Consider the following 25,923-nt stretch of genomic DNA (forward strand, 5'->3'; position numbering starts at 1 on the left):
TAAGTGTGCTCATTACTGCCCCTAGACTTGTTCCTTGAACGATGTCAATCGAGCACTGCAGCGGTCTGCGCTGTGATCCCTGGGGGGAACGAACATGCCAGAACCGGTCGAAAACAAGACCGCCAACGCCCTCGCTGAAGCTGAAACAGCTGCAGAGCAGGCCCAACTCCCGCGTCGGAGAGACCGCCGCCGCGGCGACGACTCCGACGCCTGGACAGGAACCATGCCCATCATTTCGAGCAACCAGGCCGAACAGCGCCCAACAGCCCCCAGCAGTTCCTGGGCGGAGGCCGCCGCTGCCGCTGACGCGCCGGCGCGCCCGCAGCCTGCCAAACCGTCCAAGGATCCCGTGCTGAAGCCGCCTGCCCCCGAGGCCGCACCTGCCGTGCCCGCCCAGCCCACCCGTTCCACCCGTTCGGCCAGCAAAGCCGCGGCCCTGGCCGACGCCCCGCTGCCCGACTTCATCAGCTCACCGGGTCTTTTTGTCCGCGAGCAGAAGCCCCGGCCCGTCGGCGGTTTCCGCGGTGCCCTCTACAACCTGACCGGCGGCGGCCTGAACCTTGGCCCGAGCGCCAGGCAGCGTGAGGAAGACGAACTGGCCCGGCGCATCTCCCGGCAGCTCCAGGGCAGCTACAACACGGCCGTCCTGAGCCTCAAGGGCGGCATCGGGAAGACCTCCACGACGGTCGGCGTCGGACTGACCCTGGCCGAGTTCCGCGGCGATCCTCCGTGCGCCATCGACGCCAACCCCGATTCCGGCGATCTCGTCGAGCGGGCCCTCGGCGAGGGGATCTACCAGCAGCAGAGCCCGCGCACCATCACGGACCTGCTCAGGAACATCGAGTCAGTCGATTCCCTCACCGCCCTGGCCCGCTACATGCACCACGCCGGCAGGCTCCACCTCATTGCCGGCGAGCAGGACCCCGAGGTCTCAGATTCGCTGACGGCCGAGGAATACCTGCGGATCCGCAAGCTCATCTCCGCCTACTACTCCGTGGCGCTGATCGACTGCGGCACGGGCGTGACCCACAATGCCATGAGCGGCATCCTGCAGTCGGCGGACAACCTGATCATCGCGGCCGGCTATGCCGTCAGCGGCGCCAAGCGGGCCCGCAGCACGCTTCACTGGCTGGCCAGCCACGGCTACGAAGACCTGGCCCGCAACGCCGTCGTGGTCATCACGGACAAGGACGAGGTGTCCACCCGGGTGGACAAGGACGCCATCGAGGAACACCTGTCCGGCATCTGCCGCCAGTTGATCGCGGTTCCGCACGACCGCGGGGTGGCCGACGGCGACCTCGTCACCCTTGATGTGCTTCGCCCCGAAACGCGGCGCGCGTACCGGGAGATCGCCGCGGCAATCGTCGACGGATACGTCTAAGCGCGACCCGTGCCGACCTCCGCGGTACATTTGAGCATGGCCAACAACTCGCTCGGGGTCGACGCCGCCCGCCACCTCCAGGACCTGCTTTTGGGTACCGACAACGTCGAGGACTTCCTGGGCCGCCTTGCGGAGTTCTCGGCCGCCACGCTGAGCCGTACGACCGGCGCCGAGATTGATTGCGGCGTGACCCTGCAGCGCCGCAAGCGGACCATGACGGTCGCGGGCAGCAGCCCGCGGGCGGTCACCCTGGACCGCATCGAACAGACCCTCGGCGACGGCCCCTGCATCGAGGCGCTGCGGACCAGGTCCGTGGTCCTGCTGGCGGATGTCGACGCCGATCCCCGCTGGCCCGACTACCAGCGGCAACTTGCCGCCAACGGGTGCCGCAGCACGCTGGGCGTTCCGCTGGAAATCGGCGACGACGCCGCCGCGGCCCTGAACTTCTTCGGGGCGGACACCGGGCTGTTCACGGACGACATCATTGCGGAGGCGGCCGGATTCGCCGACCTCGCCGGCCGCGCCCTCCGGCTGGCCGTGCGGCTCGGAACCTTCCAATCCCGGGCCGAAGATCTCCAGGCGGCCATGGAACACCGCACTTCCATCGATCTGGCGTGCGGCGTGATCATGGCCCAGAACCGCTGCTCCCAGGACCAGGCCATGGCCATCCTCACCAAGGTCTCCAGCAACCGGAACCAAAAGCTCCGGGAGGTCGCCGAGGACGTGCTCCGGCACCTCACCAGCGAGGAAGTCCGCACCCACTTCGACGCGTAGGGCAGGGACGGCCGCGGCGGGTGCCTAGGATGAAGGGGATGACCACCACACGCCTCGCGCCCTTCAGCCTCCGCAGCATCGCCGTTCCCGCGTTCGGGCCGGCCCTCATGTTCAGCCTGGGGGAGGGCGCGATCCTGCCCGTGGTCGCCCTGTCCGCCCGTGATCTTGGCGCCTCCGTGGCCGGGGCCGCGCTGATTGTGACGCTGATCGGCCTCGGATCGTGGTTCTTCAACCTGCCGGCGTCACTGATCACGCTGAAATTCGGGGAACGCTGGGCGATTGTGGGGGCCGCGGCCGCCAGCGCATTCGCCCTCGCCGCGGCGGCGGTCGCTCCGCTGTTTTCCGGCGGCCTCTGGGTGCTGGCGACGGCGATGGTGGTGGTCGGCATGGCCGCCAGCGTATTCAGCCTGGCCCGGCAAAAATACCTGACCGAGGCCGTGCCGGTCATGCTCCGGGCCCGGGCCCTGTCCACCCTCGGCGGCGTCAACCGGATCGGGATCTTCATCGGCCCGTTCGTTGGCGCCGCCGTGATGCAGTTTGCCGGCATCAGCGGGGCCTACTGGGCCGGCGTCGTGGCGATGGCCGCCGCGGCGGCCGTGTCGGTCACCATCCCCGACCTCGAGGCGAAGCCGCAACCGGCCGACGGCCTTCCGGTGCAACAGCCCACCTTGCGCAGCGTCGCGGTGTCCCACGCCGGCGTCTTCCTGAGCGTGGGGGCCGGGGTGCTGCTGCTGAGCGGGCTGCGCGCCTCGCGTCAGGTGGTCATCCCGCTGTGGGCCGATCACCTGGGCCTGGACCCCACCCAGGCCTCGCTGATCTACGGGATCTCCGGGGCGATCGACATGCTGGTGTTCTATCCGGCGGGAAAGCTGATGGACCGCAAGGGCCGGCAATGGGTGGCCGTGCCGTCCACACTGATCATGGGGACGGCCATGGTGCTGATTCCGCTCAGCACGGGCTTCGTCTCGCTCATGCTGGCGGCACTCCTGATCGGCTTCGGCAACGGGATCAGCTCGGGCCTGAACATGACGCTCGGGGCCGACTTCTCGCCGGACAACGGCCGCGGCCAGTTCCTGGGCATTTGGCGCTTCATGGCCGACGCCGGCGCGACCGGCGGCCCCGTGTTGCTCTCCGCCGTCACCGCCGCCGCGTCCCTGGGGGCCGGCGTGGCCGCGACCGGTGTGATCGGCTTCGCCGCCGCGGCCGTGTTCGCCGTGACCATTCCCCGGCTCAAGCACCGCCGGAACTACTGACCGGCCGGGGCGCCGGCGCCCAAGCAGGCAGTGATTAACAGGTAGCGACTACTCGGGCGACGCCTGCGTGGGCTCAGTAAGGTCGGGGAACCGCGCCGGTGCATCGAGACCGGCCCTTCGTGGGGCGGCACGAGTGCCGCAGTCAGGGTCCGCCCGTGATTATTTGCAGCGCATGGTCTCCGCCCGGATGGGTGATGCGTTTCGACGCAAAAAAATGAGGAGATGCTCATGTTAGGAAAACAGTCCCGCTGGTTCGCGCCCTTGGCCGCAACAGCGGCTCTGCTATTTGCTGCTTCGCCCGCGGGTGCAACTGTCACACGTCCGCCCAACCCGCCGGATTTTGTTGTTCCGGCCGACCTAGCGTGCGGCTTTGATCTGGGCGTCTCCGGCACCGGCGGAAAGATTACACGGATTGACTTCAAAAACGGCAACTTCTTTCAGGTTGGCAAGGGAGTCATACTGACCTATACCAACTTGAGCAACGGGAAGACGTACAGGGTAAACACGGCCGGAACAGTGGCCAAATTCACCCAAAATCCGGACGGAAAAACTTGGACGTTCAGCGCCGCAGGCCACTTTGGGTTTATCTTCTTTCCGACAGATGCGCCCGGGGCCGGGGCCTTCCAGTACACCGGACAGTTGAAGCTCACCATTGACTCGCCGGCGACCGTGAACGTGCTCTCCGTGGACTCCAGCGGAGGCAAAGCCGTGGACATCTGCGCACGTCTCAAGTAGCTATCGCAGGATCTGCTTAGGCCCGGGCGCGCTGTTGTTCCCGGGCCTACGTGCGCCGCGCTACCGTTCCTGGTGCAGGGGCCTGTCCCGCCGTCGTGGGTCCGGCTGCCGGGCGGCCAGGCCGAACAGCCACACGCCGGCCACCGTTGCGAGGTAGCCGGCAATGACGATCAGGGACGTGCCGGCCCAAAAGTAGCTGGTGGTGCTGACCTCCTGGCCGCCCGGGCCGATGCTCAGCAAGGCGACGGCCGCCACCCCGGCCGCGGCGAGACCGGTGAGGACGGGAAGCGCCACCCATACCCTGGCCGAGGCCCAGTGTTCGTTGTAGCCGTTCCAGACGTTCCAGCCCGGGCCCCGGCGGATGATCAGCCAGCCGGCCGGGATCATGAAAGCCCCGACCACCAGGAAGGCCGCCATCACATCGGCGGGCCGGTGCCACTGGTTGATCAGCGTGGACACGCCCGTGGCGACGGCGAAGCTGCCGCCCAGATAGCCGGCCAGCGGCCGCCAGCGCGGCGAAACCATGAGGAACACGGCGGCGGCGGCCGAGGCCGCCATGGTGGTGTGGCCCGAGGGCAGCGAATTCAGCTCCAGCGTCTCAACCCCGCGGTACGGCCGGACCGGAAGCCAGTCCTTCAGGATCTGGGTGGCAAGGTTGGCGCCCACACACGCCGCAATCGCAATCACCGCCGCAGACCAGCGGCGCCGCAGGATGGTGACGAACACGACCACAACCGACGCGATCACCACGGAGAGCGCCGGCAGCCAGTCCAACAGCTTGGTGGCGGCCTTGCCCGCGGTCCCGCTGAGCGCCACGGCTTCCACGAGGGCCGATTCGTCAATGAACTGGCCCGTGGTGGTACGGACAAAGAAGACATAGGTGACGGCCAGCGCAGCGATGCAGGCAACCGTGGCCAGCACGAACAAGGCTGCCGTGGCCTTGCCGGGGGACCACCGCGCCTGCGGATCCGGTGTTGTGCGGTCCCGCGTGCTGCGCTCTGGCGTCTCGGGCGCACTCGCCGGGAGGACTTGTGTTTCCGCAACCTGTGTTTCCTGGGCCTCTGTTTCATAGACCGGGGCAGACGGGTCCCAAGGGGTGCGTTCATGCCGAAAAGTCATGCCATTAAGAGTCCCATAGAACCCTGCGCGCCAGCTGAAGGGCCGGCGCGCGGCGCGGAGGGTAGTGCCCGTCAATTAACGAGTACTCACTACTGGTGCGCCGCCGGGCCGGGATTTGTAGAGTCGGGTGTGTGCTGCCGCGGCTTGTCCCCGGCACGGCGCTCCTTGAGCGGGGCCGGCGGAGACGAGTTTCCTGGACCAGGGACTCACCCCCAGTCGACGCCGGCCCAATCAAGGATCCATGCCGGGTTCCCGGTGCCGCGTTCTTGTGCCCCGCGTCCGAGACCGGTGTCCGGGAAAGCTCCGCTGTACATTCCTCCCAGTGCATTCCCCGCAGTGCATTCCCAGTACAGTGGCTCCATGCCTGCCCTCCCCATGGACCCCCCGGCACGTCCCGCCGCGCGCCTGCCCGGCCTCGACGAACTCCTGGCCGGCGCCCATGTTGTGAGCCTGCCGATGCGCGTGAAATTCCGGGGTATCCTGCAGCGGGAGGCCCTGCTGCTCCGCGGGCCGCTGGGCTGGGGCGAATTCTGTCCCTTTCCCGAATACGGCGACCCCGAGGCCTCCCGCTGGCTTACGGCCGCGATCGAGGCCGGCTGGGAAGGGTTCCCCGCACCGCTGCGGGACAGCATCCCGGTCAACGCCACGGTTCCTGCCGTGCCGGCACACCGGGTGCCCGAGATTCTGGCCCGCTTCGGCCGGGTGGACGCGGTCAAAGTCAAGGTCGCGGAGCGCGGCCAGAGCCTGGACGACGACGACGCCCGGGTGGCGGCCGTCCGGGCGGCGCTGCCGGACGCCGCGATCCGGGTGGACGCGAACGGCGGCTGGGACGTGCCGGAGGCCGTGGCGGCACTGACCCGGCTCGCCGCCGTCGGGCTCGAATATGCCGAACAGCCCGTGCCCGAGATCGAGGGCCTCGCCGAGGTCAGGCGGCAGCTCCGGGCCGCCGGCGTCCCCGTGCTGATCGCCGCGGATGAGAGCGTGCGCAAGGAGTACGACCCCCTCAAAGTGGCGCGGGCCGGCGCCGCGGACCTGATCGTGGTCAAGGTGGCCCCGCTCGGGGGAGTGCGGCGCGCCCTGCGGATCGTGGCGCAGGCCGGGCTGCCCGCCGTCGTGAGTTCGGCGCTGGACACCTCGGTGGGGATCCGGGCCGGACTGGCCCTGGCCGCCGCCCTGCCCGAGCTGCCGTATGCCTGCGGCCTGGGCACGGTGTCCCTGCTCGCCGCCGATGTCACTCACGATCCGCTGGTACCCGACGACGGCGCGATCGCCCTGCGTGACGTCCGCCCGGCACCCGAGCTGCTGGCCGAACACGCCGCCTCGCCGGAACGCCGGGACTGGTGGCTGGACCGGCTGCGGCGGGTGCATGCCGTACTGGCCGCATCGACTGCTCCGTAACGGCCCTTCAGGACCTCGAAAACGGCGATTACGGAGCAACCGATGGGTTCGGCGGCACGGCGAAGCATTCACCGGGACTTCATCTGACAGACGCCTCTCGGTAGCCAGCGGCTGGAAGGGTGGGCGCGACCGCAACTCACCCCATGGAAGGTCTCTCCATGTCTGTCACCTCCGGACGCAAATTTTCCCTGCTCCCCATGCTCGGCCACACCAAAGGCAAGCGAAGCCCCGTCACCTGCGCGCTGAAGTGCGACAACGCCTGCTCGGGCGAGGTCTGCAACACCAGCACCAACAGCTACTTCCGGGACATCGCCTCCGCCACCATGTCCCGCCGCGCCGCGCTGGGCTTCGGCGCCGCCGGCGCGCTCGCCGTCGTCCTCGGCAACGCCGTGACGTCCGCCGACACGGCAGTGGCCGACGGCGGCCCGGGCCTCGCCGCCGCGGCCAAGGACGGGTTTGGAAAATCCAAGCTGCAGTTCACCGCCATCGCTCCGGTGGACGCCAGCGTGGACAAGCTGACCGTCCCGGCCGGGTTCACCTGGCAGCCGGTCATCCGCTGGGGCGACCCGCTCTTCAACGACTCGCCGGCCTTCGACCTGGACCGCCAGAGCGCTGCGGCGCAGGCCCGCCAGTTCGGCTACAACAACGACTACACCGACATCCTGCCGATCGAAGACTCCAAGGACCGCCGGGCCGTGCTCTTCACCAACCACGAATACACCAACGAGTCCATCATGCTGCCGGCCGGATTCGACGCCGCCGAGGCCCGCGCGATCGGCCGTGCAGCCCACGGCCTCACGGTGGTCGAGTTGGAGCGTGCGAACAAGAACAAGCCCTGGAGCTACGTCCGGGGCGCCGGGCTGAACCGCCGCTTCCTGACCGACACCACCTACGAGCTCGACGGCCCCGCCGCCGGGTCCCCGCTGCTGAAGACCGCCGCCGACCCCTCCGGCCGGGCCATCCAGGGCACCCTGGGCAACTGCTCCGGCGGCACCACCCCGTGGGGCACGATCCTCTCCGGAGAGGAAAACTTCAACGGCTACTTCGCCGCGCCCGGAACCTCCGACGCCGACAAGCGCTACGGCCTGACCAGCAAGCCCACCGCCCGCCAGTGGGAACTCGATGACCCGCGCTTCGACACCCGCAACCCCGGATATCAGAACGAGGCCAACCGCTTCGGCTGGATCGTGGAAGTGGATCCCTTCGATCCCTCCTCCACGCCCCGCAAGCACTCCGCGATGGGCCGCTTCAAGCACGAGGGCGCCAACGTGATCGTCGCCAAGTCCGGTCACGTGGTGGCCTACATGGGCGACGACGAGCGCTTCGACTACCTGTACAAGTTCGTTTCGGCCGGCACCTACCGGCCCGGAAAGACGGCGGAGGACCGCAGGAACAACCTCACGCTGCTCTCAGAAGGCGACCTGTACGTCGCGAAGTTCACCGGCAATTCCCCTGCCGACGGGTTCGACGGCGCGGGCAAGCTTCCGGCCGACGGCGCCTTCGACGGCGCCGGTGTTTGGCTGCCCCTCGTGGTGGGCGGACAGTCCAAGGTGGCCGGGATGTCCGTGGAAGAGGTACTGGTGTACACCCGCCTCGCCGCCGACAAGGTGGGCCCCACCAAGATGGACCGCTGCGAGGACGTCCAGCCCAGCCCGCACACCGGCAAGGTCTACGTGGTCTGCACCAACAACGCGGACCGCGGCAAGCCCGGCAAGGAAGGTGCCACCGAGGTCAACCCCCGTACCCTCAACCGCGACGGCCACATCGTCGAAATCACCGAGACCGGGGACCAGGGCTCTACAACGTTTGGCTGGAACCTGCTGATGGTCTGCGGCGATCCGGCCACGAACTCCGCCACCTACTTCGCCGGGTTCCCTGCCAGCCAGGTCTCACCGATCTCCTGCCCGGACAACGTGGCCTTCGATTCCGTGGGCAACCTCTGGATCTCCACCGACGGCGCGCCCTCCAGCATCGGCTACGCCGACGGGCTCTTCAAAGTGACCCTGGACGGTGCCGAACGCGGCAAGGTGGAGCAGTTCCTCGCCGTCCCGCGCGACGCCGAGACCTGCGGCCCGGTCATCCACGACGAGGAGCGAACCGTCTTTGTTGCCGTTCAGCACCCGGGCGAGGAAGGCACCTTCGCCGAACAGCACTCGTACTTCCCGGACTACGTCGCGGCCGGCGCCACACCGAAGCCCGGCCAGGTGCGCGCCCCGCGTCCATCCGTGGTCCAGGTGTTCCGCGCCGGCGGCTAGCTTCCTCCCGCCACGCTCCCTCACGTTTGGCAGGTTTCCTTCCCACGCTCCCTCACGTTTGGCAGGTTTCCTTCCCACGCTCCCTCAGTTCCCTTATTTTGGCGGCGGGACGTGAGGGAGCGTCGGGTTTTTGGCGGCGGGACGTGAGGGAGCGTCGGGTTTTTGCCGAACTGATAATTTGGGACTGTGAATAATCCGGCCGAATTGGTTGTCCCCAGAGTCCAGGCTGCAATTGCCACCGCGTTTGGCGAAGAGTTCCGGCAGACGGATCCGGTGGTCAGGCCCTCCCAGTTCGCCGACATCCAGATCAACGCCGCCATGGCCCTGGCCAAAAAGGCCGGTCTGCCGCCGCGGGACGCCGCCGCCCGGATCGTGGACGCCCTGAACCTGGACGGCATCTGCACCAGTGTGGAAATCTCGGGGCCCGGCTTCATCAACCTGAGCTTTGACGGCACCTGGATCGAGGAGCTGCTCAATGCGGAGTCGGTCCAGGCCGCGTCCCCGGCCACGGCCGTCACGCCCGCCGCGACACCGCAGCGCGTCGTCGTCGACTATTCCTCCCCGAATGTCGCCAAGGAAATGCACGTCGGCCACCTGCGCACCACCGTGGTGGGGGACAGCCTCGTCAAGGTGCTCGAAGCCCTCGGCGACACCGTGATCCGGCAGAACCATATCGGTGACTGGGGCACCCCGTTCGGGATGCTGATCGAACACTGGCTGGAGATCGGCGAGGACTCCCCGGAGGCGGCGCTGCTGGTGGAGGACCCCAGCGCGTTCTACCAGGCCGCCCGGGCCAAGTTCGATGCCTCCGCCACCGACGAGGACGGCTTCGCCACCCGGGCCCGGCTCCGCGTCGTTGCCCTGCAGGGCGGCGACCAGGAGACCTTCGCCGTCTGGCAGCGGCTGGTCGCCCAGTCCAAGCGCTACTTCAACGCCATCTACTCCACCCTCGGCATCAGCCTTACCGATGACCACATCGCCGGAGAAAGCTCCTACGACGCGCATCTGGCACAGCTGTGCCAGGAACTCGAGGAACGCGGCCTGGCCCGGATCAGCGACGGCGCCCTGTGCACCTTCCCCGCAGGATTTACCGGCCGCGACGGGCAGCCGCTGCCGCTGATTATCCGCAAGTCCGACGGCGGCTACGGCTACGGCACCACGGACCTCGCCACCATCCGCTACCGGGTCCGCGACCTGGCGGCCAACCGGATCCTCTACGTCGTGGGCGCCCCGCAGAACGTCCACCTGCGCATGGTCATGGCCAGTGCCCGGGACGCCGGCTGGCTTCCGGAGACGGTCGAGGCCGTGCACGTGCAGATCGGCAACGTGCTTGGCGAGGACGGAAAGATCCTCAAATCCCGTTCCGGTGCCCCGGTGAAGCTCATGGCCCTGCTCGAAGAGGCCGTGGACCGTGCCCGCGCCGTCATCGACGCGAGCCGGCCCGAGCTCAGCGAGGCGGAGCGCGCCGTGACCGCCCGCCAGGTGGGCATCGGTGCCGTCAAGTACGCCGACCTCTCCACCGGCCACGACACCGAGTATGTCTTCGACTTCGACCGCATGCTCGCCCTCAGCGGCAACACCGGACCCTACGTGCAGTACGCTGCGGCGCGGATCCGCTCCATCCTGCGCAAAGCCGGGGTACTGGAAGAAATCACCGGCGACGGCGGCTCGCCGTCAGCCGGCGCCGCGGGAACTCCGGCGGCCGGCACTCCGGCAGCCGAAGCATCCGGCGGCCCCGCCACGGCGATCGCCGTCGTCGAACCCGCAGAACGCGCGCTGGCCCTGCACCTGCTGGAGTTCGACGCAACGCTGAACAAGGTGCGGGACGCGCTGGAGCCGCACCGGCTCTGCGGCTACCTCTTTGAGCTAGCACAGCTCTTCACCACGTTCTACGACCAGTGCCCGGTGCTCAAAGCCGAGGAATCCGTCCGGGACTCGCGGCTGGCCCTGTGCGCGCTGGCTCTGCGCCGCCTCTCCGGCGGCCTGGAACTGCTGGGCATCGAAACGCCGGAGAACATGTGAGTCCGGCGGATTCCGCTGCCGGCTCATCCGCTCCTGGCGGCCTGACCGCGGTGGAGGCTGCGCGCATCGCCGTCGACACGTTGCTCGCCGCCGGTGTGCGCCAGTTGGTGGTGTCCCCGGGATCGCGATCGGCGCCCATGGCCTACGCCCTGGCCGAGGCCGAAGCCGCCGGACGGGTGGAGCTGCTGGTCCGGATCGACGAAAGGTCCGCCGGCTTCACCGCCCTGGGCCTGGCCCTGTCCGCCGGTGCGCCCGCCGCCGTCCTGACCACGTCCGGGACCGCCGTCGGCAACCTCCTCCCGGCCGTCATGGAGGCCAACCATGCCGCGGTGCCGCTCGTGGTCATCTCCGCCGACCGGCCCGAGGAGCTGCGGGGGACCGGCGCCAACCAGACCACCGTGCAGCTGGACCTCTTTGGCGACCACGTCCGCTTCGCTGTCGACGTGCCCGCGGGCAGCGATCCGCAGCGCGCCGTCGAAACGGCCCTCAGTGCCGCCACCGGAGCTTTCGAGGACGCCCCGCCCGGGCCGGTGCAGCTGAACCTCGCCTTCCGCGACCCGCTGGTCCCGGCCGTGGGCGACGGGCTGCCCGCGGCCGCCGGTCACGGCATCTACCGGGCCGCCCGGAACCCCCTGGCCCTGGACTTTCCGGCCGCGTCGACGGCGCTGCCGGAACGGCGCACCGTGGTGCTGGCCGGGCACGACGCCGGCCCGGTCGCCGAGGCTTTCGCGCGCGCGCACGGCCTGCCGCTGCTGGCCGAGCCGTCTTCCAACGCCCGCTTCGGCCCCAACGCGGTGGGCCCCTACCGGCTGCTGATCGAGCACTTCGGCGCGGACGCGGCACAGCCGATCGAACGCGTGGTCCTCTTCGGCCGGCCGACGCTCTCCCGGCCGGTGAGCGCGCTGCTGGAGCGGGCGGATGTCCCGTCGGCCCTGTACCAGCCGGTTCCGGTGGCCTGGTACGAACCCGGCCGCCGCACCGAACTGCCGCTGGAAACCCTGGCGGACCTGGCGGACTTCGCCGGGCGCGGATCTGCCGCATGGCTCGATGCGTGGCTGCTGGCAGGAGCCGCTGCGCAGCACGCCGTGGACCTGATCCTGGCTGCATCCCCGGCCGCGACCGGCCCGTCGGTGGGCGCCGAAGTCTGGAAACACGCCCGCGGGCAGCTGGTCCTGGGCTCCTCGAACGGGATCCGCGACGTCGACCTCGCCGGGGCGCCGCCCGCGGAACCCCAGGCCACCATGTTCGCCAACCGGGGTCTGGCCGGGATCGACGGCACCACGTCCACCGCCACCGGGATCGCGCTCGGCGGCGGCCAGGAAACCACCGTGTTCATGGGGGACGTGACGTTCCTGCACGACGCCGGGGGACTCCTGCTCGGGGCCGGCGAGGCCGAACCGCAGCTGCGGATCGTGGTGCTCAATGACGCCGGCGGTGCCATTTTCGGGCTCCTGGAGCACGGCACTGTCGCCGCGGCGGGGCGCTACGGCGACGCCGTCGAACGCCTCTTCGCCACCCCGCAGCGGGTGGACCTCGCCGCCCTGGCGGCGGCATACGGCATCCCGCACCGCCAGGTCGGCACGACGGCGGAACTCGCCGAGGCGCTGTCCGGCCCGCCGGAGGGTCGCAGCATCATCGAGGTGCGCACGGACCGGCACCGGCTCGGGGAACTGCACCGCGCCATCCGGGCCGCGGTGGCCACGGCCGTAGAGGGCCTCCCGCAGACGTAGCGCACGTTTCCGCTACGAAAAAGGACAGCCGCTACGTGGATCCACGTAGCGGCTGCCCTAAATCGGTGCGGAATGCCGGAATTACAGCACGCGGCTGAGGAACTCCTTGGTGCGGGGGTGCTGGGGATTGGCCAGGACCTCCCGCGGGTCGCCCGACTCCACGACGATGCCGCCGTCCATGAAGGTCAGGCGGTCGCCGACCTCCCGGGCAAAGCCGATCTCGTGGGTCACCACGATCATGGTCATGCCCGACTTGGCGAGGTCCTTCATCACGTTCAGGACATCGCCCACGAGCTCCGGGTCGAGCGCGGACGTGGGCTCATCGAACAGCATGAGCTCGGGGTCCATGGCCAGGGCCCGGGCAATCGCGACGCGCTGCTGCTGGCCGCCGGAGAGCTGGGACGGGTAGTGTCCGGCGCGGTCGCCGAGCCCCACCCGGTCCAGCAGCTCCAGGGCCCGCTTCCGCGCCACTGCCTTCGACTGGCCCTTGACCTGGACCGGGGCCTCCATGATGTTCTGCAGCGCCGTCTTGTGCGGGAACAGGTTGAAGCGCTGGAACACCATGCCGATCTCGCGGCGCTGGGCGGCGATTTCCTTGGTCTTCAGGTCATGGAGCCTGCCCTTGACCTCGCGGTAGCCGATCAGGTCGCCGCCCACCGAAATGCGCCCGGCACTGATGGTCTCCAGCAGGTTCACGCAGCGCAGCATGGTGGACTTGCCCGAACCGGACGGGCCGATCACCACCGACACCTCGCCCTGGTTGACGGTCAGGTCGATGCCGCGCAGCACGTGGTGTGTGCCGTAGTACTTGTGAAGGCCCTCGATCTTGACCAGGGGCTGCTCTGTGGTGATCGTCATTTCGCCTCCTCCTCGGGGAAGTCCATCTTGAGGTCCGGCTCGGCCCCGGCGCTGGGGGCCACGGCTGCGGACGCCTTGGCGGCGGCGGGGTTGATCGCTGCCGGAACCCGGTTGTCCACGCCCTTGCCGTAGTGCGCCTCAATGAAGTGCTGGCCCACCATCAGGATGCTGGTGATGACGAGGTACCAGAAGGCGGCGACAATCAGGAGCGGAATGGGAAGGTAAATCCGGTTGGCCAGGGCGTTGGTCGCGAAGGTCAGGTCCAGTGTGAACGGCACCGCCAGGACCAGCGACGTGGTCTTCAGCATGCCGATTGTCTCGTTGCCGGTGGGCGGCACGATGACGCGCATGGCCTGCGGCAGGATGATCCGCCGCATGATCTTGCCCTTCGTCATGCCCAGGGCCTCGGCAGCCTCACTTTGGCCCTGGTCCACGGACTTCAGGCCGGCCCGGAAAATCTCTGCGAGATACGCGGACTCATTCAGGCCCAGGCCCAGGATGGCCGGGATCAGGCCGTGGGTGGGGTCCGAGGTCACCCAGGTGAAGGTTGCAGGACCAAACGGGATGCCGAGGACGATCGTCGGATAGAGAACCGTGGCGAGCCCCCAGAACAGCAGCTGGGTGTAGATCGGGGTGCCGCGGAAGAACCAGACCCAGGTCCAGCTGGACCAGCGGAACACCGGGTTGTCGGACTGCCGCATGAACGCCAGGAGGATGGCCAGGACGATGGCCAGGACCATGGACGCAAATGTCAGGAACAGGGTCCAGACGACGCCCTGGACCACCTTGGTGTCCAGGATGTAGGTGCCGACGACGTCCCAGCGGAAGTTGGGGTTCGTGAACAGGCTCTGCAGGAAGGCAAGCAGGAAGCCGACGATGATGATGGCGCTGATCCAGCGGCCGGGGTGCCGTACCGGTACTGCATTGTTCAGTACCGGTGCGGCGTGAGGGTCCTGATGGCTGTCCATCTCTGCCCCTGCTGCGGATCCGGTTGTGGGGAGGCTCAAGACGCCGCCGCCGGGTTGACCTCGGACTTGGTGATGGCACCGTCGGTGACGCCCCAGCCCTCAAGGATCTTCTTGTAGGAACCGTCTTCCATCAGTTTGGTCATGGTCTTCTGGACGACGTCCGCCAGGGCCGTGTCCGACTTGGCGACGGCGATGCCCTGGGGAGCAGAATCGTAGACTTCGCCGAGCTTCTCGAGCTGGCCGTTGGTCTGGGTCAGTGCGTAGCCGATGATGGGGGAGTCGGCGGCCATGGCATCGATGCTGCCGTTGACCAGTCGGGTGGTGATGTCCGTCTGGGTCTTGAGGGTCACGATGTTAATGGGCTGCTTGCCCTCGGCGGTGCACTTCTTGTTGCGGTCCGAGAGGTCCGGATCTTCCTGGATGGTGCCGGTCTGCACGCCGATGGACTTGCCACAGAGGTCATCGAGGGAGATCTTCTTGGGGTTGCCCTTCTGAACGGCCCAGCCGGTACCTGCCTGGTAGTAGCTGACCATGTTCACCGCGGCAAGCCGCTCCGGGTTGATCGTGAAGGAAGAGACCCCGAGGTCGTACTTCGGGCCGAGAGCCGGAAGGATGCCGGTGAATTCGGCCGTCTGGACCTGGACCTTCAGGCCCAGCGCCGCGCCGATCGCCTTGGCGATGTCGACGTCGTAGCCCACGGGGGTCTGGCCGTCGGTGCCGAGGAATTCCGCGGGGGCGTAGGAGGTATCCGAGCCCACGGTCAGGGTGCCCTTTGACTTGATCGACTCGGGCAACATGGCCGCCAGGGCGTCGTCCTTCTGGACCGTGCTGGGGTCAAAGCTGGCCGCGGCGCTGCCCGAAGCGGAAGCCGCGCCGGAGGGGCCGGTCTCGGAGGCGTTCGTGCAGGCCGTCAAGGCCAATGCGCCGACGGCGAGCACCGTGGCGACCTTCATTGCGGGGTTGCTCAGGAGCGAAGGGGAGATCTGCATTTTCTTACCTTTTGTTGCCGGAGGGATGCGTAACGAGGCCGATTTATAGTGTATCGCCGAACAAGAGATGTACGTCACAGAAAACTAAGTTTCACTATTGGATAACTAAACCAGACCCGAATGCAATATCTTTAATGCCCGATCTGTCTGTGATCCCGGATTCCTGTCCGTTTCGCCAGTTCCTGCGGTGCAAGTCCGACGGCCGATTCGCCGGCCCGGCCGGCGTCACGGGCCCCACCCGCATCTTGGGCCTCGCGAGCCCCGCACACTAGCTGCTGATGCCGAGCGACTCCAGCATCGGCCGGAACTTCGCCCACGTCTCGGCGAGCTCAGTCTCGGGAACCGAGCCGTCCACCACGCCGCAGCCCGCATAGAGCCGGACCGTGTGCGGGGATTCGATGACGGCGCCACGCAGGGCGATGCCCCACTCGCCGTTGCCGGCCGCGTCGAGCCAGCCGACCGGCCCGGCGTACGGGCCGCGGTCCAGGTGCTCGAGCTTGCGGATGAGCGCCCCGGCCACGGTGGTGGGGGTACCGCAGACGGCGGCGGTGGGATGCAGCGCGTTGATCAAGGCCAGGCACGTGGGGACGTGGCCTTCCACCTCAGCCAGCTCAGCCTTGACGTCCGAGGCCAGATGCCACACATTGGGCAGTTCGAGGATGAAGGGCTCGCTGTGCGCGTTCATGGCCTCGGAAAACGGGGCCAGCTGCGTGGTCAGGGACTGGATTGCGATGTCGTGTTCGTGCCGTTGCTTCTCGGAGCCGGCCAGCACCCGTTCGGCGAATTCCAGCGGCGAGCCCGCCATGCCATCGGCGTCGCGGCGGTCCAGGGTGCCGGCCAGGACGCGCGCCTGCGCGGTGCGGCCCTCCACCTGGATCAGCATTTCCGGAGTGGCCCCCACCAGCCCGTCCACCCCATACGTCCAGCATTCGCGGTACCGGGCCGACAGTTCGCGCAGCACCTCGGCGGCCTTGACGCCGGTGGGGACGGTGGCCACGACGTCCCGCGCCAGCACCAGCTTTTCCAGGGCGCCGGTCCGGATCTCCGCGACGCCGGCGGCAACGGCGGCCATCCAGTCTTCCTCGCTGAGCGAGCCGGTGTGCAACGTTGCCCCTGCGGCCAATGGCAAAGGACGTACGACGGCGCCACCGGCCTGCGCGGGTGCCGGCACCCGGTCATCCACCACGGTCACGCTGGTCCCGGGATTGGCGCTGGCTCGGGGATTTGAGCCGGGATTGGTGCTGGTGCTGTGAAGCCAGCGGTCCAGGGCGGCGCGGGCACCGGATTCGGTGAGGTCGCCGTCGTCGAACGTGAGCTGAGTCAGCCAGGCCTGGCCGTCACGGAGCCCGACGACGATTTCCGGGACCAGCAGCCGGGACTCATGGGCGGAGGCCTTGGAGAAGGCGAAGGAGCCGAAGGCGACCGGTCCGGTGCCGGGGCAGCCCACACTGTCCTGGATGTCTGCCTCCAGGACCTGGTGGCGCCACCAGATGTCCGCTTCCAGGAAGCGCTCGGGCCCGGTGGCGGTGAAACGGGCTATCTCGCCGAAGCCCACGAGACCGGCCTCGCGGCGGGTCCAGCAGAGGACATCGTCCCGGACCAGAAACGACGGCAGGCCCCCGGGGAAAGTTTCGGCATCGAGGGGGACTGTCAAGGTGCGGAACGTGCTCGTCATGATGGCATAACACTAGCCCGTGATCGCCCATTGGGTGGATATACACGGGCCGGCCGGGCCTGTGCGGGGCCGCCGGGGCCGTTGCCGCAGGTGAAAGCCGCGTCAATTGGCGGCCCGTTCGTGGGAGCGCCGATCATTTGAGACAATGTCAGGGTGAACCGAGCATCCTTGGATAAGCGTCCGGACGAAGTAGCCACGATGTTTGACGACGTCGCCCCCAAATACGACGTCGTCAACGATGTCCTGTCCTTGGGGCAGACGCGGCGTTGGCGCAAGGTGGTGGTGGAGGCCATGGGCGTATCGGCCGGCCAGCACGTCCTGGACCTCGCCGCCGGCACCGGCACCTCCAGCGAGCCGTACGCCGACGCAGGCATCAACGTCATCGCCTGCGATTTCTCCCTCGGCATGCTCAAGGTCGGCAAGCGCCGCCGCCCTGACATCGACTTCATCGCCGGGGATGCCACCCGCCTGCCGTTCGCGGACAACACCTTCGACGCCAGCACGATCTCCTTTGGCCTGCGCAACGTCAACGAGCCGAAGAAGGCCCTGGCCGAGATGCTGCGGGTCACCAAGCCCGGCGGCCGGCTGGTCATCGCGGAGTTCTCCCAGCCAGTGGTGCCGCTGTGGCGCACCATGTACACCGAATACCTCATGCGGGCCCTGCCGGCCATCGCCGTCAAGGCCTCCTCCAACCCCGACGCCTACGTCTACCTCGCCGAGTCCATCCGCGCCTGGCCGGACCAGGACCACCTTGCGGCCTGGCTGCAGGAGGCCGGCTGGGAATCCGTCACCTACCGCAACCTCAGCGGCGGCATTGTCGCCGTGCACCGGGCCCAGAAACCGGCAGACCCCTCGAACGGCCCTGCCGCAGGCGCTGCGGCGGTGGCCGCCCACACCGGACCCGTGGCCAAGCTGCGCCGCAACATCACCCGGCCCGGCCGATAGCCGATCCCTGCTGTGAATGTACTGATCGTCGGGGCGGGCCCGGCCGGATCCACCGCCGCCTACTACCTTGCCAAAGCCGGCATTGACGTCACGGTGCTGGAGAAAACCAGCTTTCCCCGCGAGAAAGTCTGCGGCGACGGACTCACCCCGCGCGCGGTCCGCGAGATCCAGAAGCTGGGCCTCGCCCACCCCGAAGCCGACGGCTGGCGGCGGAACAAGGGCCTGCGCCTGATCGCCGGCGGCCGCACGATCGAACTGCCCTGGCCGGAGGTTGCCGACTTCCCGCAGTACGGGCTGATCCGGACCCGGCTCGGCTTCGACGAACAGCTCGCCCGGCATGCCCAGTCCGCGGGCGCCGTCGTGCTGGAACGCCACAGCGTCACCGAGGCGCTGCGCTCCGAGGATGGCCGGGTCACCGGCGTGCGCGCAGCACTGCTGGACAACTCCGGGCGCAAGACCGGCGAGACGCGCGACTTCAGCGCCGACGTCGTCCTCGCCGCCGACGGGAACTCGACGCGCACCGCCGTCTCACTGGGCATCGGCAAGCGCGACGACCGGCCGCTCGGCGTGGCCGTGCGGACCTACTTCACCTCGCCGCGGCACGACGACGACTGGATGGAAGGCTGGCTCGAGCTTCCCGGCCGCGACGGCAAGCTCCTGCCCGGCTACGGCTGGGTGTTCGGCGTCGGCGACGGCACCTCCAACGTGGGCCTGGGCATCCTGAACTCCTCGAAGGACTTCGGCAAGCTGGACTACAAGCAGGTGCTGCGCGAATGGACCGCCGGCATGCCCGAAGACTGGGGCTTCACCCCGGACAACCAGGTGGGCGAAATCCGTGGTGCCGCGCTGCCCATGGGCTTCAACCGCACCCCGCACTATTCTCCGGGCCTGCTGCTCCTCGGCGACGCCGGCGGCATGGTCTCCCCGTTCAACGGCGAGGGCATCTCCTACGCCATGGAGTCCGCCCGCTTCGCGGCCGAATTCATCGCCGACGCGGCTGCCCGGTCGGCGTCCGCCGGCTGGGGGACCGGGACGGAGGCTTCCAGGGCCGCCGACGCGCACCTTGCCCGGTACGCCGACTACGTGCGCCAGCAGTGGGGCTCACACTTCACACTGGGACGGGCGTTCGCCGCCCTGATCGGCAAGCCGGCCGTCATGAAACTGGCCCTCCGGACCGGTATGCCTGTCCCCGTGCTCATGCGTTTCGTGGTGCGGATGCTGGCCAACCTTACCGATCCCGCCGCCAAGGGCTTCGAGGACCGGGTCATCCGGGTCCTGGAATCCCTGGTTCCCGCCACGTCCAATCAGGCCACGTCCAATCAGGCAACGTCCAACAAGGCCGCGTCCACCACGGACAGCGTTCCGCACTCCGGCGCCAACTCCGCGGTTTCCGCAACAAAAAGTTAGGGTTAACCCGTGACCAACTCTGCAGACCAAAGCTGGACGCACGCCGGACACGGCCTGCCGAGCGCTGAACCCAGCCTCAACACCACCGCGATCGCCACCGGCCTCCAACTGCCGGCAGGCTTCTCGGCCATCGCGGGCGACGCCGAGCTGGGCCCGGCGCTCACCACCAACCTGGCGCGCGTCGAGAAGAAGCTGCGCGAAGCCATTGCCAACTCCGATCCCCTGGCTGACGCAACGTCGCGCCACCTCGTGGAAGCCGGCGGCAAGCGGATCCGCCCGCTGCTGACCCTGCTGTGCGCCCACCTTGGCGACGCCTCCCTGCCCGCAGTGGTGCAGGCCGCCGTCGTCGTCGAACTGACGCACCTCGCCACCCTCTACCACGACGACGTCATGGACTCCGCGCCGTTCCGCCGGGGGGCGCCGACGGCCCACGAGGTCTGGGGCAACTCCGTCGCGGTCCTGACCGGCGACCTGATCTTTGCGCGCGCCTCCATCCTGGTCTCAGAACTCGGGTCCCGGGCGCTTGGCATCCAGGCCCGCACCTTTGAACGGCTCTGCCTGGGCCAGCTGCACGAGACCGTGGGACCGCGCCCGGACGAGGACCCCTTGGCGCACTACCTCTCCGTCATCGCGGACAAAACCGGCTCGCTCGTGGCCGCCTCCGGGCAGCTGGGCGCGATCTTCTCCGGCGCCGACGAAGCCTACGAGCCGATCCTGGTCGAGTACGGCGAGAAGGTGGGCGTTGCCTTCCAGCTCGCCGACGACGTCATCGACGTCACCGGGATCAAGGTCAAGTCCGGCAAGTCGCCGGGAACCGACCTGCGCGAAGGCGTGCCCACCCTGCCCGTGCTGCTGCTGCGCAACGCGGCCCGCGACGGCGACCAGGCCGCCGTCGAACTGCTGACGCTGATAGACGGTGACCTCAGCTCGGATGAGGCCCTGGCCGCCGCCGTGGCCGGACTCCGGGAGCACCCCGTCACTGCACAGTCCTGGGTGGTGGCACGCACCTGGGCCGATGAGGCCATTGCCGCCCTTGCCCCGCTGCCCGAAGGCGTCGTAAAGGCCTCGCTGACCAGCTTCGCCCACGCCGTAGTGGACCGCAGCAGCTAGGTCCCCGGCCTCCAGCCGCTGGGCCCGCCTCCGGCCACACCAGCTAGGCCGGGCCCGGCGGTACAGCCGGGCCGGAGTCACTCCCCGGCCGGTTCTTCCGGCTGGGTGCAGCCTGACGATTAACCTGGCTTCCGGCTTAAACGGAATGGCCCCGGTTCCTCACAACGTCCGAGTCTTCCGTTGCGCCGAACCGGGGCCATTTCTCCGTTCGCATCAGATCCACCGGAGGCATTTGGTGAACCCAGAAACAACTCTATGACAGTTATGTCATAGCGTCCAGACCTATCTGTAAATTTCTTGTCATAAGATTTCGATTCATTGCCGGACGTTGTCGCGCTGAGTTTCCCCACCTTTGGCCGGACAGCTTCGGGACACGCCGGCCGCTGGCGGGACACGCCGTCGGACATGGTCAAAAGCGGGGAATACCAGCGGCGCAGATGGTGCGGAGTTGTCCACATAACCGATGTTGTGGCCCCCGGGGCTGTCATGCCGCGTGTGTGCTTGCCCCATGGACGTTACGGGATATCTGGAATACGCCGGCTCGGTTGCCCGCACGGCCACGCTGCTGCAGGCAGGTTTTACGTCGAACAGGATCCGCGCTGCCGTGGCTGCGGGGGATATTCGCCGCCTCCGCCATGGGGTGGTGGCGCTGCCCGGGGGCGCGGGCGGACTTCGTGGCCGCCGTGCTCGCGAACGGCATGCTCACCTGCGCCTCCGCCGCGCCGTTCCACGGCATATGGCGCCTCCACGAGCCCGCACGGCTGCACCTGCTGTGCGCGCACGGCGCAGCGCCCGGAATGGTCATCCACCGCGGCAGCCTGGTCCCGACGGAATACCCGCGCCCCGTGGCCGGACTCACCGACGCTCTGCTCCACGCGCTGCGCTGCCTGCCCCCGGTGGATGCGGCGGTCATGGTGGAAAGTGCCCTGCTGCAGGGCCGCACCTCGCTGGACTATCTGCGCCAGCGGCTGCCGGGAAACCGGAACGGGGCCGCCCGTGCAGTCCTGGAGCTGGTTGACGGCACGGCGGATTCGGCGATCGAGGTCGTTGCCAGGCTGCTCTTCCGGAGCCAGGGAATCTACACCCAGACGCAGGTGCACCTGCCGGGGATCGGCGTCGTGGACTTCCTGCTTGAAGGATTCCTGATCGTGGAGATCGACGGGAGCACCCATCTTGAGCGCGCGCAGGTCAAGAAGGACCGAGGCCGGAACAACGCCAGCATCCTGACCGGCTACGCCGTCCTCCGGTACGGATATCACGACGTCGTTTACAACCCGCAGAAGGTGATCGATGAGGTGTGGCAGGTGCTGCGCGGCAGGGTCATCCGCTGAATTTCCCCACGTATGGAATCCCGTTGCCACAGAATGCCGGCGGTTCCGCCGGACACGCCGGTGGGGGACGCCAAACAAGGGGAGAGTCGGCGGCCGCAGGAGAGAGGGGAGAATCGGCGGCCGCAGGAGAGAGGGGTGAGGTCGGCCGGAGATGGGAGGAGAGGCCGTGGAGCCTAGTCTTCGTCCTCGTCGTTGAAGGCCCACTCGAACATGTCGAAGACGAATTCGGAGAAGGTCCCTTCCTCGCTCTTCCACTGGCCGCGGGCGTTGTTGCGGCGGTACACGATGGGATCCGGGATGCTGAGGTCCCCGACGCGGAAGCCCCAGGTGAACTGCTCTTCCTCATCCTCGAGGAACATGAGGAAGCCCTCGTCATCGACTTCGAGCTCTTCGGGGTCCCAGAAGTAGTGGTAGGCCTCCATGATGTCCTCGCAGCCGCCGACTGCCAGGTAAAACTCGCGCAGGACCATCGGGACCTGGAATTGGTGTTCGGCCAGGGCGGCGTCGAGCTCCTCGGCCGGGAGGCCATCTTCTTCCTGCCATTCGTCTTCGAGATACTTCGGGACAAGCGCGCGGAATTTCTCGAGGAACATGTCAGTCATGGTCTTATCCTAGCTAATCCTCAGCGGTCGTTTTCCGCGGTGTCCAGGCCCAGCCGGTGCCAGCCGCGGACCGCCAGCGGAACGTACCAGTGGCGCCGCCAGGCCGTGACCCGGAAGGCGAAGACCACCCCGGCGACGGCGCAGGCGCTCACCGCGGTGAAGGTCTCCGTGAGGGACAGGATCACGGTCGACGCCGACCCGGCGAACGCCGGCAGCGCGTACAGATCCCTGGGGTCGAAGAGCTGCGGGACCTCGTTGGCGGTGATATCCCGCAGCAGGCCGCCACCCACCGCCGTCGTCACACCCAGCAGGACGGCGGCCACGGGATTCATCCCGGCGGCCAGGGCCTTCAGTGTGCCGGTGATGCAGAACAGGGCCAGCCCGCCGGCGTCGAACAGGATCAGCAGCGACGTGAAGCGCTGGACGCTGGAGAACAGGAAATACACCAGCACCGTGGCAAACAGGGGCGGTGCCAGGTACGCCGGGTTGGTGAACGCGGCGGGCGGGCCCGCGTTGATGATGATGTCGCGGATGACGCCGCCGCCCAGGCTCACCACCGAGGCCAGGAGCAGCGAGCCGATGATGTCGAACTGCTTCCGCGCCGCGAGCAATGAGCCGGAGACCGCAAAGAAGAACACGCCGGCGAGGTCAAGCCAGACCAGGACAAGGCTGAAGGAGAAGGTCATGAAGCGTCCCGGTCGATTGCAAGGGGGCGGATAGGGCGGCTCCAAGGTTACGCTAACGGCTATGAATACCCCCATCCTGATCGCCTGCGCCCACGGCACGTCGAGCCCGCACGGGGCCGCGGAGGTCAACGCGCTCAGGGACGGCATCGCGGGGCTCCGTCCCGGGCTGGACGTCCGCGAGGCCTACGTCGACGTGCAGGACCCGGACCTGCCGGCCGTCGTGACGGGCCTCCCGGCGGGGGTGACCGCCGTCGTGGTTCCGCTGCTGCTCAGCGTCGGATACCACGTTAAGGTGGACATCGCCCGCGCCGTGAAGAGCCGGCCGGACACCTTGGCCGCGGCGCCGCTGGGGCCGGATCCGCGGCTCGCAGCGCTGCTCGATGCGCGGCTGCGCGAGGCCGGGGTAACGGACAACGACGCCGTGGTCCTCGCCGCCGCCGGGTCCTCCGATCCCAGCGCCGCACAGAATGTCGAGGAACTCACGGAGCAGCTCCGTGCCCTGCGTTCCAACCGGATCGTGGCCGCCTACGGCGCCTCCGCCAAACCCTCGGTTCCCGACGCCGTCGCCATGCTCCGCGAGGAGGCCGCCGGCGGTGCCGGCGCGGGGGAGTCGGCCGGAGCGGTGGACCTTGGCGGTCGCGTCGTCATCGCCTCGTATCTCCTGGCGCCCGGCTTCTTCCATGACCAGCTGGCCAAGGCCGGCGCGGACCTGGTGACGGCGCCGCTGCTGCCCTCCCCGGTCCTTGCCGAAATTGCCCTGGAACGCTACGACGCGGCGCTGGCCGGGGCCCCGCAGCCCCGGCCCTGACGGTCCGCGCAGATGCACAGCCGCAGGGCGACTTCAAGAGTTTTCGGCGGTTCGTGACGAAATGTTGCCCTAGGTGACTCCCCGTTTCTGACCCTTTGTGACGGGATTACGGCCGCCCCTACAGTCGATGCATGACTGATACAGCTCTAGCCGGAGCGTCCACGGACGAGGCTGCCGCCGGCCGCACCAAGCGCCCTCCCCGCCCGGCCGCAAAGCCGCACGGCCAGTGGAAAGTGGACGGCACCACGCCGCTGAACGCCAACGAGACCTGGAAACAGGAAGACAACGGCCTCAACGTCCGCGAGCGTATTGAGTCCGTCTACTCCAAGCACGGCTTCGACTCGATCGACGGCACCGACCTGCACGGCCGCTTCCGCTGGTGGGGGCTTTACACCCAGCGCAAACCCGGGATCGACGGCGGCAAGACCGCCACGCTTGAGCCGCACGAGCTAGAAGACAAGTACTTCATGCTCCGGGTCAGGATCGACGGCGGTGCGCTCACCACCGGTCAGCTGCGCGTCATCGGCCAGATCTCCGTGGACTTCGCCCGCGACTCGGCGGACCTCACGGACCGCCAGAACATCCAGCTGCACTGGATCCGGGTCGAAGACATGCCCGAAATCTGGCGCCGGCTCGAAGGCGTGGGGCTGTCCACCACGGAAGCCTGCGGCGATGTGCCCCGCGTCATCCTCGGCTCGCCGGTGGCGGGCATCGCCAAGGACGAGATCATCGATCCCACACCGCTGATCCAGGAACTCGCCGAGCGGTTCATCGGCGACCCGGAACTGGCCAACCTGCCGCGCAAATTCAAGACCGCCATCACCGGCCACCCCAGCCAGGACGTGGTGCACGAGATCAACGACGTCGCCCTGGTGGGCCTGGTCCACCCCGAACTCGGCATCGGCTACGACCTCTGGGTGGGCGGCGCGCTCTCCACCAACCCCATGCTGGGCAAGCGCCTCGGCGCTTTCGTCCGGCCGGACCAGGCCGCCGACGTGTGGCTCGGCGTCACCAGCATCTTCCGCGATTACGGCTACCGGCGCATGCGCACCAAGGCCCGGCTGAAGTTCCTGCTGGCCGACTGGGGGCCGGTGAAGTTCCGCCAGGTCCTCGAAGACGAATACCTCGGCTACAAGCTCGCCGACGGCCCGGCCGCACCGAAGCCCTCCACGCCCGGCGACCACATTGGCGTGCACGAACAAAAGGACGGCAAGTTCTTCATCGGCGCCACCCCGCTGGCCGGCCGCCTCTCCGGCAGCCAGCTGGTCAAGCTCGCGGACACCCTGGAGGCCCGCGGCTCGCAGCGCCTGCGCACCACCCCGCACCAGAAACTCGTGGTCCTCGACGTGCCCAAGGATGAGGTGGACCCGCTCGTGGCCGAGCTCGACGCGCTGGGCCTGTCCGCCCGCCCGTCCGTGTTCCGGCGCGGCACCATCGCCTGCACCGGCATCGAGTTCTGCAAGCTCGCCATCGTGGAAACGAAGGTGACCGCGGCGACGGCGGTTGCCGAGCTGGAGCGCCGGCTCGCCGACCTCGCCGAGAGCAAGCAGCTGCCCCAGGCGCTGTCCCTGCACATTAACGGCTGCCCCAACTCCTGCGCCCGGATCCAGACGGCGGACATCGGCCTCAAAGGCATGATGCTGCCAACGCCCGACGGCGACCCCACCCCGGGCTTCCAGGTCCACCTCGGCGGCGGGCTCGCGTCCGACAGCCGCGAGGAGGCAGGCCTGGGCCGCACCGTCCGCGGCCTCAAGGTCACTGCCGGGGAACTGCCCGACTACGTGGAACGCGTGGTCCGCAAGTTCGTCGCCGACCGCTCCGAGGGCCAGAGCTTCGCCGAGTGGGCCTTCGCCGCGGAGGAAGGTGATCTGCAGTGA

The 25,923-nt window shown here is 68.4% G+C and carries 21 protein-coding genes; 14 read left to right on the forward strand and 7 right to left on the reverse strand.

What is annotated here, in order from left to right; translation table 11 throughout:
* Window positions 1-94: 94 nt before the first annotated feature.
* The 4 genes from AC1DDH_RS03035 to AC1DDH_RS03050 all read left to right on the forward strand — a co-directional run bounded on the left by AC1DDH_RS03035 (window position 95) and on the right by AC1DDH_RS03050 (window position 4,143).
* Window positions 95-1,381: a MinD/ParA family ATP-binding protein gene (locus tag AC1DDH_RS03035; protein ID WP_476855598.1), complete on the forward strand. Its 1,287-nt coding sequence runs from the start codon at window positions 95-97 to the stop codon at window positions 1,379-1,381.
* 36 nt (window positions 1,382-1,417) lie between these two features.
* A complete protein-coding gene (locus tag AC1DDH_RS03040; protein WP_476954821.1) occupies window positions 1,418-2,155 on the forward strand; it encodes a GAF and ANTAR domain-containing protein in 738 nt (245 codons plus the stop codon).
* A gap of 38 nt (window positions 2,156-2,193) precedes the next feature.
* Window positions 2,194-3,408 carry an MFS transporter gene (locus AC1DDH_RS03045; protein ID WP_476954822.1) on the forward strand — a complete coding sequence of 405 codons (1,215 nt, stop codon included), beginning with the start codon at window positions 2,194-2,196 and terminating at the stop codon, window positions 3,406-3,408.
* A 228-nt stretch (window positions 3,409-3,636) separates the two neighbouring features.
* Window positions 3,637-4,143, forward strand: coding sequence for a hypothetical protein (locus AC1DDH_RS03050; protein WP_476855601.1), 507 nt, complete (start codon window positions 3,637-3,639; stop codon window positions 4,141-4,143).
* A 60-nt stretch (window positions 4,144-4,203) separates the two neighbouring features.
* Here the strand turns inward: AC1DDH_RS03050 and AC1DDH_RS03055 are convergent, their stop codons facing one another.
* Window positions 4,204-5,262 (reverse strand): phosphatase PAP2 family protein, encoded by a 1,059-nt coding sequence (locus AC1DDH_RS03055; RefSeq protein WP_476954823.1) that lies wholly within the window; start codon window positions 5,260-5,262, stop codon window positions 4,204-4,206.
* A gap of 360 nt (window positions 5,263-5,622) precedes the next feature.
* Between AC1DDH_RS03055 and AC1DDH_RS03060 the strand changes: the two genes are divergently transcribed.
* The 4 genes from AC1DDH_RS03060 (at window position 5,623) to menD (ending at window position 12,667) form a co-directional block, all read left to right on the forward strand.
* A complete protein-coding gene (locus AC1DDH_RS03060; RefSeq protein WP_476954824.1) occupies window positions 5,623-6,660 on the forward strand; it encodes an o-succinylbenzoate synthase in 1,038 nt (345 codons plus the stop codon).
* Window positions 6,661-6,818: 158 nt separating this feature from the next.
* Window positions 6,819-8,915 carry a PhoX family protein gene (locus tag AC1DDH_RS03065; protein WP_476954825.1) on the forward strand — a complete coding sequence of 699 codons (2,097 nt, stop codon included), beginning with the start codon at window positions 6,819-6,821 and terminating at the stop codon, window positions 8,913-8,915.
* Window positions 8,916-9,101: 186 nt separating this feature from the next.
* Entirely contained in the window at window positions 9,102-10,937 is a 1,836-nt protein-coding gene (gene argS / locus AC1DDH_RS03070; RefSeq protein ID WP_476859329.1) for an arginine--tRNA ligase, read from the forward strand.
* Window positions 10,934-12,667 carry a 2-succinyl-5-enolpyruvyl-6-hydroxy-3-cyclohexene-1-carboxylic-acid synthase gene (gene menD / locus AC1DDH_RS03075; protein WP_476954826.1) on the forward strand — a complete coding sequence of 578 codons (1,734 nt, stop codon included), beginning with the start codon at window positions 10,934-10,936 and terminating at the stop codon, window positions 12,665-12,667. The genes argS and menD overlap by 4 nt, the downstream gene beginning before the upstream one ends.
* 81 nt (window positions 12,668-12,748) lie before the next feature.
* On the opposite strand, the gene AC1DDH_RS03080 is transcribed toward menD, so the two are convergent.
* The 4 genes from AC1DDH_RS03080 to AC1DDH_RS03095 all read right to left on the reverse strand — a co-directional run bounded on the left by AC1DDH_RS03080 (window position 12,749) and on the right by AC1DDH_RS03095 (window position 17,157).
* The gene (locus AC1DDH_RS03080) at window positions 12,749-13,525 is read right to left on the reverse strand and encodes an amino acid ABC transporter ATP-binding protein (RefSeq protein WP_028276658.1); all 777 of its coding nucleotides are present in this window, start codon (window positions 13,523-13,525) and stop codon (window positions 12,749-12,751) included.
* On the reverse strand, window positions 13,522-14,493 hold the full coding sequence (locus AC1DDH_RS03085; RefSeq protein ID WP_476851222.1) for an amino acid ABC transporter permease: 972 nt from the start codon (window positions 14,491-14,493) through the stop codon (window positions 13,522-13,524). The genes AC1DDH_RS03080 and AC1DDH_RS03085 overlap by 4 nt, the downstream gene beginning before the upstream one ends.
* A gap of 35 nt (window positions 14,494-14,528) precedes the next feature.
* Window positions 14,529-15,482, reverse strand: a complete 954-nt coding sequence (locus AC1DDH_RS03090; RefSeq protein WP_476954827.1) for an ABC transporter substrate-binding protein — start codon at window positions 15,480-15,482, stop codon at window positions 14,529-14,531.
* A 268-nt stretch (window positions 15,483-15,750) separates the two neighbouring features.
* Window positions 15,751-17,157, reverse strand: a complete 1,407-nt coding sequence (locus AC1DDH_RS03095; protein ID WP_476954828.1) for an isochorismate synthase — start codon at window positions 17,155-17,157, stop codon at window positions 15,751-15,753.
* Window positions 17,158-17,310: 153 nt separating this feature from the next.
* Between AC1DDH_RS03095 and AC1DDH_RS03100 the strand changes: the two genes are divergently transcribed.
* The 4 genes from AC1DDH_RS03100 (at window position 17,311) to AC1DDH_RS03115 (ending at window position 21,950) form a co-directional block, all read left to right on the forward strand.
* The gene (locus tag AC1DDH_RS03100; RefSeq protein ID WP_476954829.1) at window positions 17,311-18,102 is read left to right on the forward strand and encodes a demethylmenaquinone methyltransferase; all 792 of its coding nucleotides are present in this window, start codon (window positions 17,311-17,313) and stop codon (window positions 18,100-18,102) included.
* A gap of 12 nt (window positions 18,103-18,114) precedes the next feature.
* Window positions 18,115-19,509, forward strand: a complete 1,395-nt coding sequence (locus tag AC1DDH_RS03105; RefSeq protein WP_476887309.1) for a geranylgeranyl reductase family protein — start codon at window positions 18,115-18,117, stop codon at window positions 19,507-19,509.
* Window positions 19,510-19,518: 9 nt separating this feature from the next.
* Window positions 19,519-20,619 carry a polyprenyl synthetase family protein gene (locus tag AC1DDH_RS03110; protein WP_230007829.1) on the forward strand — a complete coding sequence of 367 codons (1,101 nt, stop codon included), beginning with the start codon at window positions 19,519-19,521 and terminating at the stop codon, window positions 20,617-20,619.
* Between the two features lie 635 nt (window positions 20,620-21,254).
* Complete coding sequence (locus AC1DDH_RS03115) at window positions 21,255-21,950, forward strand: endonuclease domain-containing protein (RefSeq protein WP_476954830.1); 696 nt, start codon at window positions 21,255-21,257, stop codon at window positions 21,948-21,950.
* Window positions 21,951-22,123: 173 nt separating this feature from the next.
* Here the strand turns inward: AC1DDH_RS03115 and AC1DDH_RS03120 are convergent, their stop codons facing one another.
* Together AC1DDH_RS03120 and AC1DDH_RS03125 are read right to left on the reverse strand one after the other, a co-directional pair.
* On the reverse strand, window positions 22,124-22,552 hold the full coding sequence (locus tag AC1DDH_RS03120; RefSeq protein ID WP_243181967.1) for a hypothetical protein: 429 nt from the start codon (window positions 22,550-22,552) through the stop codon (window positions 22,124-22,126).
* A gap of 20 nt (window positions 22,553-22,572) precedes the next feature.
* Window positions 22,573-23,238 (reverse strand): trimeric intracellular cation channel family protein, encoded by a 666-nt coding sequence (locus AC1DDH_RS03125; protein ID WP_476954831.1) that lies wholly within the window; start codon window positions 23,236-23,238, stop codon window positions 22,573-22,575.
* A gap of 61 nt (window positions 23,239-23,299) precedes the next feature.
* Here AC1DDH_RS03125 and AC1DDH_RS03130 point away from each other — a divergent pair, with 61 nt between their 5' ends.
* Together AC1DDH_RS03130 and AC1DDH_RS03135 are read left to right on the forward strand one after the other, a co-directional pair.
* Window positions 23,300-24,046: a sirohydrochlorin chelatase gene (locus tag AC1DDH_RS03130; RefSeq protein WP_230007832.1), complete on the forward strand. Its 747-nt coding sequence runs from the start codon at window positions 23,300-23,302 to the stop codon at window positions 24,044-24,046.
* 131 nt (window positions 24,047-24,177) lie between these two features.
* Window positions 24,178-25,923: a nitrite/sulfite reductase gene (locus tag AC1DDH_RS03135; RefSeq protein ID WP_028276668.1), complete on the forward strand. Its 1,746-nt coding sequence runs from the start codon at window positions 24,178-24,180 to the stop codon at window positions 25,921-25,923.

This window comes from Arthrobacter sp. 10T425 (assembly GCF_056393985.1).

Excerpts from the sequence above, each read along its gene's own strand:
- AC1DDH_RS03130 (WP_230007832.1), top strand. The coding sequence starts at position 23,300 with ATGAATACCCCCATCCTGATCGCCTGCGCCCACGGCACGTCGAGCCCG.
- AC1DDH_RS03085 (WP_476851222.1), bottom strand. The coding sequence starts at position 14,493 with ATGGACAGCCATCAGGACCCTCACGCCGCACCGGTACTGAACAATGCA.
- AC1DDH_RS03040 (WP_476954821.1), top strand. The coding sequence starts at position 1,418 with ATGGCCAACAACTCGCTCGGGGTCGACGCCGCCCGCCACCTCCAGGAC.
- AC1DDH_RS03055 (WP_476954823.1), bottom strand. The coding sequence starts at position 5,262 with ATGACTTTTCGGCATGAACGCACCCCTTGGGACCCGTCTGCCCCGGTC.
- AC1DDH_RS03125 (WP_476954831.1), bottom strand. The coding sequence starts at position 23,238 with ATGACCTTCTCCTTCAGCCTTGTCCTGGTCTGGCTTGACCTCGCCGGC.
- AC1DDH_RS03120 (WP_243181967.1), bottom strand. The coding sequence starts at position 22,552 with ATGACTGACATGTTCCTCGAGAAATTCCGCGCGCTTGTCCCGAAGTAT.
- AC1DDH_RS03045 (WP_476954822.1), top strand. The coding sequence starts at position 2,194 with ATGACCACCACACGCCTCGCGCCCTTCAGCCTCCGCAGCATCGCCGTT.
- AC1DDH_RS03035 (WP_476855598.1), top strand. The coding sequence starts at position 95 with ATGCCAGAACCGGTCGAAAACAAGACCGCCAACGCCCTCGCTGAAGCT.
- AC1DDH_RS03115 (WP_476954830.1), top strand. The coding sequence starts at position 21,255 with ATGGGGTGGTGGCGCTGCCCGGGGGCGCGGGCGGACTTCGTGGCCGCC.
- AC1DDH_RS03065 (WP_476954825.1), top strand. The coding sequence starts at position 6,819 with ATGTCTGTCACCTCCGGACGCAAATTTTCCCTGCTCCCCATGCTCGGC.
- AC1DDH_RS03095 (WP_476954828.1), bottom strand. The coding sequence starts at position 17,157 with ATGACGAGCACGTTCCGCACCTTGACAGTCCCCCTCGATGCCGAAACT.
- AC1DDH_RS03060 (WP_476954824.1), top strand. The coding sequence starts at position 5,623 with ATGCCTGCCCTCCCCATGGACCCCCCGGCACGTCCCGCCGCGCGCCTG.
- AC1DDH_RS03090 (WP_476954827.1), bottom strand. The coding sequence starts at position 15,482 with ATGCAGATCTCCCCTTCGCTCCTGAGCAACCCCGCAATGAAGGTCGCC.
- AC1DDH_RS03080 (WP_028276658.1), bottom strand. The coding sequence starts at position 13,525 with ATGACGATCACCACAGAGCAGCCCCTGGTCAAGATCGAGGGCCTTCAC.
- AC1DDH_RS03050 (WP_476855601.1), top strand. The coding sequence starts at position 3,637 with ATGTTAGGAAAACAGTCCCGCTGGTTCGCGCCCTTGGCCGCAACAGCG.
- AC1DDH_RS03135 (WP_028276668.1), top strand. The coding sequence starts at position 24,178 with ATGACTGATACAGCTCTAGCCGGAGCGTCCACGGACGAGGCTGCCGCC.